The sequence below is a fragment of the Enterococcus sp. 6D12_DIV0197 genome (genome assembly GCF_002174385.1).
Classification (GTDB): domain Bacteria; phylum Bacillota; class Bacilli; order Lactobacillales; family Enterococcaceae; genus Enterococcus_D; species Enterococcus_D casseliflavus.
In genome coordinates this window covers 847,339-854,509 of record NZ_NIBN01000001.1, presented here as the reverse complement: position 1 = coordinate 854,509, position 7,171 = coordinate 847,339, and the positions used below count along the sequence as shown (strand labels likewise).

Here is a 7,171-nt window from a genome sequence, read left to right as displayed (position 1 = left end):
GTTTGAATGACCATACGGTCATTAAGCTCATAAAAATTAACTTTGCTAGCTATTGCTTGCATGTATTTGTTTCAATAAATTGAAACGTCCTACACATTGGTTCGTTTGCTTGCTTTGTTCAGTTTTCAAAGGTCTACCGTGCTGTGTTAGCAACTTTTATATCATATCAGAGCGACATTTGATTGTCAACTCTTTTTTAAAAGTTTTTTTCGCTCATTGTTTTTCAACTTCGTAGCGGCTGTCTCAGCGACTTAATTAGAATAACAAATGATTTGTTATTTGTCAACAACTTTTTTCAATTAATTTTGTTGATTTATCAACATTGATTAACTGTTTTATTATTGCGACTTCGTTATAATATCATCTGTTGCATTTTTGGTCAAGTCTTTTTTTGAAGTTTTTTCAACTGTTGTTTTGACCCGCTGGCTCAATTGCCAACGTTGACTAATTTACCATTCTTCTTGACTCAGGTCAAGGAAATATTTCATTTTATTTACAAAAAGTTTTCAATAAAAAAAGACCGTCGTAACGGTCTTCAGTCTTTTCGCTAATATTCAGGTGCTAAAAGAACGGAACGCCTTCAATCTCGTAGTCTTCAATGATCTTACGAAAGATATTGGGCTCTTCCCACGCATACCCTTCTGGCAGCTGTTGCGTTTGTCCTGCTTCTTGTGTTTCAAAAACAAATAAAGGAATGTTTTGCGTATCAATATTGCCATTTGTGAGTTCAACGAGTTCGATCGCTGTCACATCAAGGTGGATACGGTCTTTAAACAATTGTAAGATCGTAGCCAAGCCGGTTTTATCTTCAGAAAAATCCGTTGACGCTAATTCCGCAGTGCCTTCGTGTATTTGCATCAAAAATCGTTTCGAACCATTTGCTAAGTGCATCATAACTGTACCCGCTACTTTTTTGGATCCCAAAATACCCACCTCAGTTATTCATCTGTTTGTAAACTAATTTTAGCACATTTTCAGAAAATATGCACGATTATCTGCTGCTGTTTTCTTTTTCTAACATTTCTTTGGCCTCTTTCACCCACACTGGTAAAGCTTCTCCAATCGTACGAAAACCGATCCGCTTATTCTTATTTGTAAAGTAGCGTTTACGCTTAAAGGGTGGCTGAACAAAACTCGTTTCCAATGTACGGCGGGACAAACTGATCTTTTGGCTGTATTCGTCAATATCAATGATTTGTACACGGATCCTTTGCCCGATCTGTAAGACTTCATGGATATTTTTGGTAAACCCAGATTGGATCTCTGAAACATGGATCAATCCCTGTGTTTCCTTATCTAACGAAACAAATGCACCATAGGGTTGAATCCCAGTGACTGTTCCTTCTATAATGTTCCCGATTTGATAATTCATAGTCTTTCCTCTCTTTTCCACTTTCATTATACTTGAACTAGTGGTAGATTTGAAGCATCAGAAACAACGTTGCACAATATAGGAGGGAAACGCATGATCAATTTTGACAAAGTTCATCCGCGCTTAAATACCAATAGCGTCAAATGGGATACCATTGCAAAAACCTATAAGGAAGAAAACTTGTTGCCGCTTTGGGTAGCCGACATGGATTTTCTGGCACCAGAACCTGTGAAAAAAGCTTTAGAAAAAGCAGTTTCCCAAGGGATCTATGGGTACTCCACCATCCCTGATTCGCTGCTTGAATCCATCATCGATTGGCAGCAAAGACGTCATGGTTATACCATCAATAAAGAAGCGATCCTTTTTAATAGCGGTGTGGTCCCTAGTATTGCACTGGCGATCCAAAGTTATACGCAAGAAGGAGATGCCGTATTGATCCACGATCCGGTCTACCATCCCTTTGCCCATGTTGTCAAAAACAATCAGCGGACCTTAATTCAAGAACCGTTACTAGAAAAAGATGGCCACTTTGTCATCGATTTTGAGGCGATGGAACAAACCATCATCGAAAAGAAGGTAAAATTGTTTCTTCTATGTAATCCTCATAATCCTGGCGGTCGCGTGTGGTCAAAAGAAGAACTGCTGACGATCGGCCGTATTTGTCAAAAGCACCAGGTGATCGTTGTCAGTGATGAGATCCATCAAGACATCGTTTTTGCACCAAATCAATTTGTCTCTTTCCAAACAGTCGAGCCAAGCTTTGCCGATTTTTCGATCATCTTGACCTCAGCAACCAAGACCTTTAATTTAGCTGGGATCAAAAATTCGATGGTATTCATCAAAGACCAAACCTTGCGCAGCCAATTTGTAAAAACACAAGAACGCAACGTTCAAGGGGAAATCAATACGTTTGGTTTGGTCGCTACTGAAGCAGCGTATCGTGAATCTGAAGCATGGTTAGAAGAACTTTTGTCCTATTTAGAAGCAAATCGCACCTTTGTCTGTGACTTTTTGACTGAACAACTCCCAGAAGTGACGTTTCAAAAGCCCGAAGGTACTTACTTGATTTGGCTGGATTTTTCTGCCTATGGCCTAACGGACAATCAGCTGCAGCGCAAACTGATCAAAGAAGCCAATGTCGTATTGAATCAAGGAAGTATCTTTGGTCCTCGCGGCAGTCACCATATGCGGCTAAACTTTGCCTGTCCTAAAGAGCTATTAGAAAAAGCACTCAATCAAATCGCCGCCGCGTTTAAAGACCAACCGATCGGTTAACTCTTTCTTATGAAAAAAAGAACCCTAAAGCTGCCATTTCAACGATCTCCTTGAGGATGACCGTTGAAACTGCTTTTGGGTTCTTTTGTTTTATTCGCTGATTTCGATCGTTTCGATCACTACATCATGCACTGGACGATCTTGTGGTCCCCGTTGCACGCCAGCGATTTCATCAACGACCGACATTCCTTCGATCACATGACCAAAGACTGTGTGACGGAAATCTAACCAAGGAGTACCACCTGCTTGATACGCTTCGATGATTTCAGCTGGATAACCAGCACCTTCTAATTGACCTAACATGTTGCTAGGAACATTTTGATTGTTTACGATGAAAAACTGGCTGCCGTTAGTATTCGGACCAGCGTTTGCCATGGATAAAGCGCCACGAAGATTGAACAATTCTTTTGAAAATTCATCTTCAAAGCTGCCACCATAGATGCTTTCGCCGCCCATCCCTGTACCAGTTGGATCGCCGCCTTGAATCATAAAATCAGGAATGACACGGTGGAAGATGATCCCATCGTAATACCCTTTTTTCGCTAATTCAACGAAGTTTTTCACTGTTTTTGGTGCCAATTCTGGGAACAATTGTACAACTACATCCCCACGATTGGTTTTGATGACTGCTTTATGGCCAGTTTGTTTTTCTAATGCTAACTGTGGAAATTCAGACACATTAACTCCTCCTTCTCTCTCATAAATCCATGATAGCAGAAAATTGAAAAAATGCTAGTTTGGATAATTTTTGCTATAATGAAGCTATTCGTACACTACGAACACGCTTCACCCCAACGTGGTTAGAAAAGAGGAATAACATGGATATTTTTGATATAACGATTATCGGCGCGGGACCTAGCGGGATGTTTTCTGCTTTCTATGCCGGTATGCGTAACGCCAAAACCAAGATCATCGACAGCTTGCCGCAATTAGGCGGTCAGCTTGCTACTTTATACCCAGAAAAATACATCTACGATATCCCAGGTTATCCGAAAATCAAAGCGGGCGATCTTGTCCAAAACCTGGAAAAACAGTTGACGACCTTCAATCACCAATATTGCTTAGAAGAGACCGTCTTGTCGGTCGAAAAACAAGAAGACTATATCGAAGTCACCACCGACAAAGGAATCCATTACTCGAAAGCCGTGATTTTGGCTTTAGGAAACGGCTCCTTTCAGCCGCGCAAACTGACTTTGCCAGAAAGCGAGCGGTTTGAAGGATACGGCTTAGACTATTTTGTCACCGATTTGATGAAGTATGCTGGACGCAAAGTAGCGATTGCCGGTGGCGGCGATTCTGCCATCGATTGGGCATTGATGCTAGAGCCGATCGCTAGTGAAGTCTACTTGATCCATCGCCGTCCTGAATTTCGTGCCCATGAACATAGCGTTAGTAAATTACAGGCTTCTGCCGTCAACATTTTGACTCCTTATGTGATCCAAGAAATCCAAGGAGAGCAACGTTTGACTGGTGTCTCGTTGCAGCAAGTCAAAGGTGATGAAACGGTCAGCCTTTCATTGGATGCTTTGATCGTCAATTACGGTTTTTCTTCCACATTGAACATCAAGGATTGGGGCATGAAAAGCAGCCGCCAAGGAGTCTTCGTCTCTTCAGATATGAGCACGTCTATTCCTGGGATCTATGGCTGTGGGGATGTCGTTTTATACGATGGAAAAGTCGACCTGATCGCTACTGGTTTCGGGGAAGCCCCAACCGCAGTGAACAATGCGCTCCACTACATTGATCCCAAAACGCGGACCCAACCTGCTCATAGTACAAGTCTTTTTAAGGAGTAGCTGAGATGAAACAAGCTGGTCAACGTCAACTTGCCGCCTATACCCTCCCTTTGCAGGGCAAGACCCTCACTGAGCAAATGGTTCAGTATCTGGAAGCCTTCGATCATGCCGAAACGGCGGTCCACAATCTAGCCGTTGCCCAAGAAGCCAAACGATTGGCAGAACGGTTTCAAGTCAATGCGGAGAAAGCTTACTTGGCAGCACTGCTGCACGATGTCAGCGTCGTCATCCCTCATGACCAGCGAATCGCCTTGCAGATAGCGGTAGGCGAACCGATCTTAGACGCGGAGCGGCAAGCACCTTTTTTGCTGCATCAGCAGCAATCCGCTTTGTTGGCAAAAACGGTTTTTCAGGTGTCTGATCCAGACATTCTGTCCGCCATCAGCTGTCATACCACCTTAAAGGCCCATTATCGTCGTCTCGATCTAGTTGTTTTTTTAGCCGACAAAATCAAATGGGATCGTAAAGATCAAGCGCCTTTCTTAATCGGCTTATTAGACCGCCTCGATGATTCCTTGGAAGCCGCCGCTGGGTATTATATGGACTGGCTTTTTGCTGGTGACTTGGTGGTCCCCCATCCTTGGACAGTGGCAGCCAAAGCAGAACTAGCAAACACTTGTGCTTCAATGGATGTCAGAAGGGATTAAGACCCAAATGGCATGGCCTGCAACTGGAATAGGGCACTACTTATGATCGCAATCCATCAGTCGCATGTTGACTTTTGAATAAACTATTTTTACATGGAGGGGAACTATATGGTATTAGAAAGCAAAACACTTGAAGACAAAGCAAGAGAATTGTTAGCCGACCGCGGTGTCTCGCTGCAAGACATCGGTGAACTGGTGATGTTCTTGCAAAAAGATTACATTGAAGGCATCACCTTGGAGATGTGTATCGAAAGCGTCAACGCTGTCTTAAGCAAGCGGGAAGTCCACAATACGATTTTAACGGGTGTCCAGTTAGATATTTTGGCAGAAGAAAATCAACTGCTGCATCCACTGCAAGAAATCGTTAAAGAAGACGAAGGGCTTTATGGGATCGATGAGATCCTCGCTCTATCCATCGTCAACGTGTACGGCTCGATCGGCTTTACTAACTACGGATACATTGATAAAGTCAAACCGGGTATTTTGAAAGAACTGAACAAGCACGACGGTCCACGCGTTCACACCTTTTTAGATGATATCGTAGGTGCCATCGCAGCTTCTGCCGCAAGTCGCTTAGCCCATCAACACCCAAGTAAATCTCATTACATTACGCAATAAAAAAAGACCGACGATTCGCCTCCCTCAAAGGAAGGGGATCGTTGGTCTTTTTTTCATTATGCTGTTTTTTTCAAGCCTCGTTTGCCCCACCAATAGAAGGCAAAAAAGAAGACTTCAATCAAGACGAAAAAGAGAATAAAGCAATGCATGAAAAACGTTTCTGGCAGCACGTTGATGATCGGATCGGTGGCTGGATTAAAGAGCCAATCGTCGTTACTGAAGAAAATCTCATGGAACGTAACGAAAAAGCGGTCAAAGCCGACAGCCATCAAAAACCCGAAAATCAGCGGCAAAATCATCCCCCATTGAAAGGGACGAATCAAGCGCCATTGCTGTTGTTTTTGCCGTAACCGATTGACGAACCAGATACTCGGCAGCAAAGTGACGATCATCACGGCATAATTTAATAGAAACAACTGCTTCACATCGTAAAAATGCCCAGCGCCAGCTTCAGACATTGGAAAATCTGGCAAGGCGAGCGTACTTGCAAAGGGATTGTTTAGAAAATCTAACAATAAGCCATAGTTCTTCAACAACTCTTCTCTTGTTAGCGAGGTATAATCCAGCAGATTCAAGTGATCGACATCAAACCAATATAACGGTCGAAAATTGATCGTTAGGGTGATCGCTAGACTGACCAAAAACAAAAACAAGCAGACAAATCCTAAGCGTTCAAGCCACACTTGTTTTTTCATTGTTCAAAATCCCACTCATCTAAAGAATCCACCACATAGGTTGGTGCTACTGGTAATGTCGGAACTGCCGCTTTCGGGGTAAAGCCAGATAATACGAGCAAAGAATCGATCCCGTTTTGGATCCCCGAGCGAATATCGGTTTCGTAATTGTCTCCCACCATCAAGACCTCTTCTTTTGATAAGCCGATGTGTGCCACCGCTTTTTCCATAATGATGGCTTCTGGTTTGCCAATAAAGATCGGTTGCGTTTGGGTGGCAGTCTCCACCATTGCGATCAGTGAACCTGCACCAGGTAATAAACCTCTTTCCGTCGGGATATTTTTGTCTGGATTGGTCCCGATAAAGGTTGCCCCTTTTTGGATCGCTAACGTTGCTAAAACAAATTTTTCATACGTCACGTGGTTGTCTAAGCCAACCACGACATAATCTGGGTTGGTTTCCTCCCACTCAAACCCAGCAGCTAAGATCAAATCGATCAACCCCGCTTCGCCGATCACAAATACTTTGCGGCCTTTGCCATGGTCTTTCATAAAATCGATCGTCGCCAAGCTTGCGGTATAGATCGTTTCTGGTGCCACATGGATCGAAAATTCATCCGCTAATCGCTGCGCCACGACTTCAGGACTGCGGGTCGTATTATTGGTCACAAATAAATAGGGCAGTCCTTTTTCTTGTAAGGATTCTACGAAGCATTTCCCAGCAGGGATCGGCGCTTTTCCTAAATAAATCGTGCCGTCTAAATCAATCAAATAGCCTTTATATTTCATC

The 7,171-nt window shown here is 43.2% G+C and carries 9 protein-coding genes; 4 read left to right on the top strand and 5 right to left on the bottom strand.

The window, feature by feature from the left end; translation table 11 throughout:
• Nucleotides 1-561 precede the first annotated feature (561 nt).
• Nucleotides 562-924 (bottom strand): hypothetical protein, encoded by a 363-nt coding sequence (locus A5867_RS04115; RefSeq protein ID WP_005227664.1) that lies wholly within the window; start codon nt 922-924, stop codon nt 562-564.
• A 67-nt stretch (nt 925-991) separates the two neighbouring features.
• A complete protein-coding gene (locus tag A5867_RS04110) occupies nt 992-1,372 on the bottom strand; it encodes a CvfD/Ygs/GSP13 family RNA-binding post-transcriptional regulator (protein ID WP_087626934.1) in 381 nt (126 codons plus the stop codon).
• Between the two features lie 93 nt (nt 1,373-1,465).
• Between A5867_RS04110 and A5867_RS04105 the strand changes: the two genes are divergently transcribed.
• Nucleotides 1,466-2,647, top strand: a complete 1,182-nt coding sequence (locus A5867_RS04105) for a MalY/PatB family protein (RefSeq protein ID WP_087626933.1) — start codon at nt 1,466-1,468, stop codon at nt 2,645-2,647.
• 90 nt (nt 2,648-2,737) lie between these two features.
• Here the strand turns inward: A5867_RS04105 and A5867_RS04100 are convergent, their stop codons facing one another.
• Nucleotides 2,738-3,325 (bottom strand): peptidylprolyl isomerase, encoded by a 588-nt coding sequence (locus tag A5867_RS04100; RefSeq protein ID WP_005227659.1) that lies wholly within the window; start codon nt 3,323-3,325, stop codon nt 2,738-2,740.
• 140 nt (nt 3,326-3,465) lie between these two features.
• On the opposite strand from A5867_RS04100, the gene A5867_RS04095 reads away from it, so the two are divergent.
• The 3 genes from A5867_RS04095 (at nt 3,466) to A5867_RS04085 (ending at nt 5,708) form a co-directional block, all read left to right on the top strand.
• Complete coding sequence (locus A5867_RS04095) at nt 3,466-4,443, top strand: NAD(P)/FAD-dependent oxidoreductase (protein WP_087626932.1); 978 nt, start codon at nt 3,466-3,468, stop codon at nt 4,441-4,443.
• Between the two features lie 5 nt (nt 4,444-4,448).
• Nucleotides 4,449-5,090, top strand: coding sequence for a bis(5'-nucleosyl)-tetraphosphatase (symmetrical) YqeK (gene yqeK / locus A5867_RS04090; RefSeq protein WP_087626931.1), 642 nt, complete (start codon nt 4,449-4,451; stop codon nt 5,088-5,090).
• Between the two features lie 108 nt (nt 5,091-5,198).
• The gene (locus A5867_RS04085; protein ID WP_005227653.1) at nt 5,199-5,708 is read left to right on the top strand and encodes a phosphatidylglycerophosphatase A; all 510 of its coding nucleotides are present in this window, start codon (nt 5,199-5,201) and stop codon (nt 5,706-5,708) included.
• 56 nt (nt 5,709-5,764) lie between these two features.
• Here A5867_RS04085 and A5867_RS04080 read toward each other — a convergent pair whose 3' ends face one another.
• Together A5867_RS04080 and A5867_RS04075 are read right to left on the bottom strand one after the other, a co-directional pair.
• Entirely contained in the window at nt 5,765-6,403 is a 639-nt protein-coding gene (locus A5867_RS04080) for a TIGR01906 family membrane protein (protein ID WP_074934539.1), read from the bottom strand.
• Complete coding sequence (locus A5867_RS04075) at nt 6,400-7,170, bottom strand: TIGR01457 family HAD-type hydrolase (RefSeq protein ID WP_087626930.1); 771 nt, start codon at nt 7,168-7,170, stop codon at nt 6,400-6,402. Before A5867_RS04075 ends, A5867_RS04080 begins: the two co-directional genes overlap by 4 nt.
• Between the last annotated feature and the right edge of the window lies 1 nt (nt 7,171).

Coding starts and splice junctions, on each gene's coding strand:
- A5867_RS04105 (WP_087626933.1), top strand. CDS start 1,466: ATGATCAATTTTGACAAAGTTCATCCGCGCTTAAATACCAATAGCGTC.
- yqeK (WP_087626931.1), top strand. CDS start 4,449: ATGAAACAAGCTGGTCAACGTCAACTTGCCGCCTATACCCTCCCTTTG.
- A5867_RS04085 (WP_005227653.1), top strand. CDS start 5,199: ATGGTATTAGAAAGCAAAACACTTGAAGACAAAGCAAGAGAATTGTTA.
- A5867_RS04075 (WP_087626930.1), bottom strand. CDS start 7,170: ATGAAATATAAAGGCTATTTGATTGATTTAGACGGCACGATTTATTTA.
- A5867_RS04095 (WP_087626932.1), top strand. CDS start 3,466: ATGGATATTTTTGATATAACGATTATCGGCGCGGGACCTAGCGGGATG.
- A5867_RS04110 (WP_087626934.1), bottom strand. CDS start 1,372: ATGAATTATCAAATCGGGAACATTATAGAAGGAACAGTCACTGGGATT.
- A5867_RS04080 (WP_074934539.1), bottom strand. CDS start 6,403: ATGAAAAAACAAGTGTGGCTTGAACGCTTAGGATTTGTCTGCTTGTTT.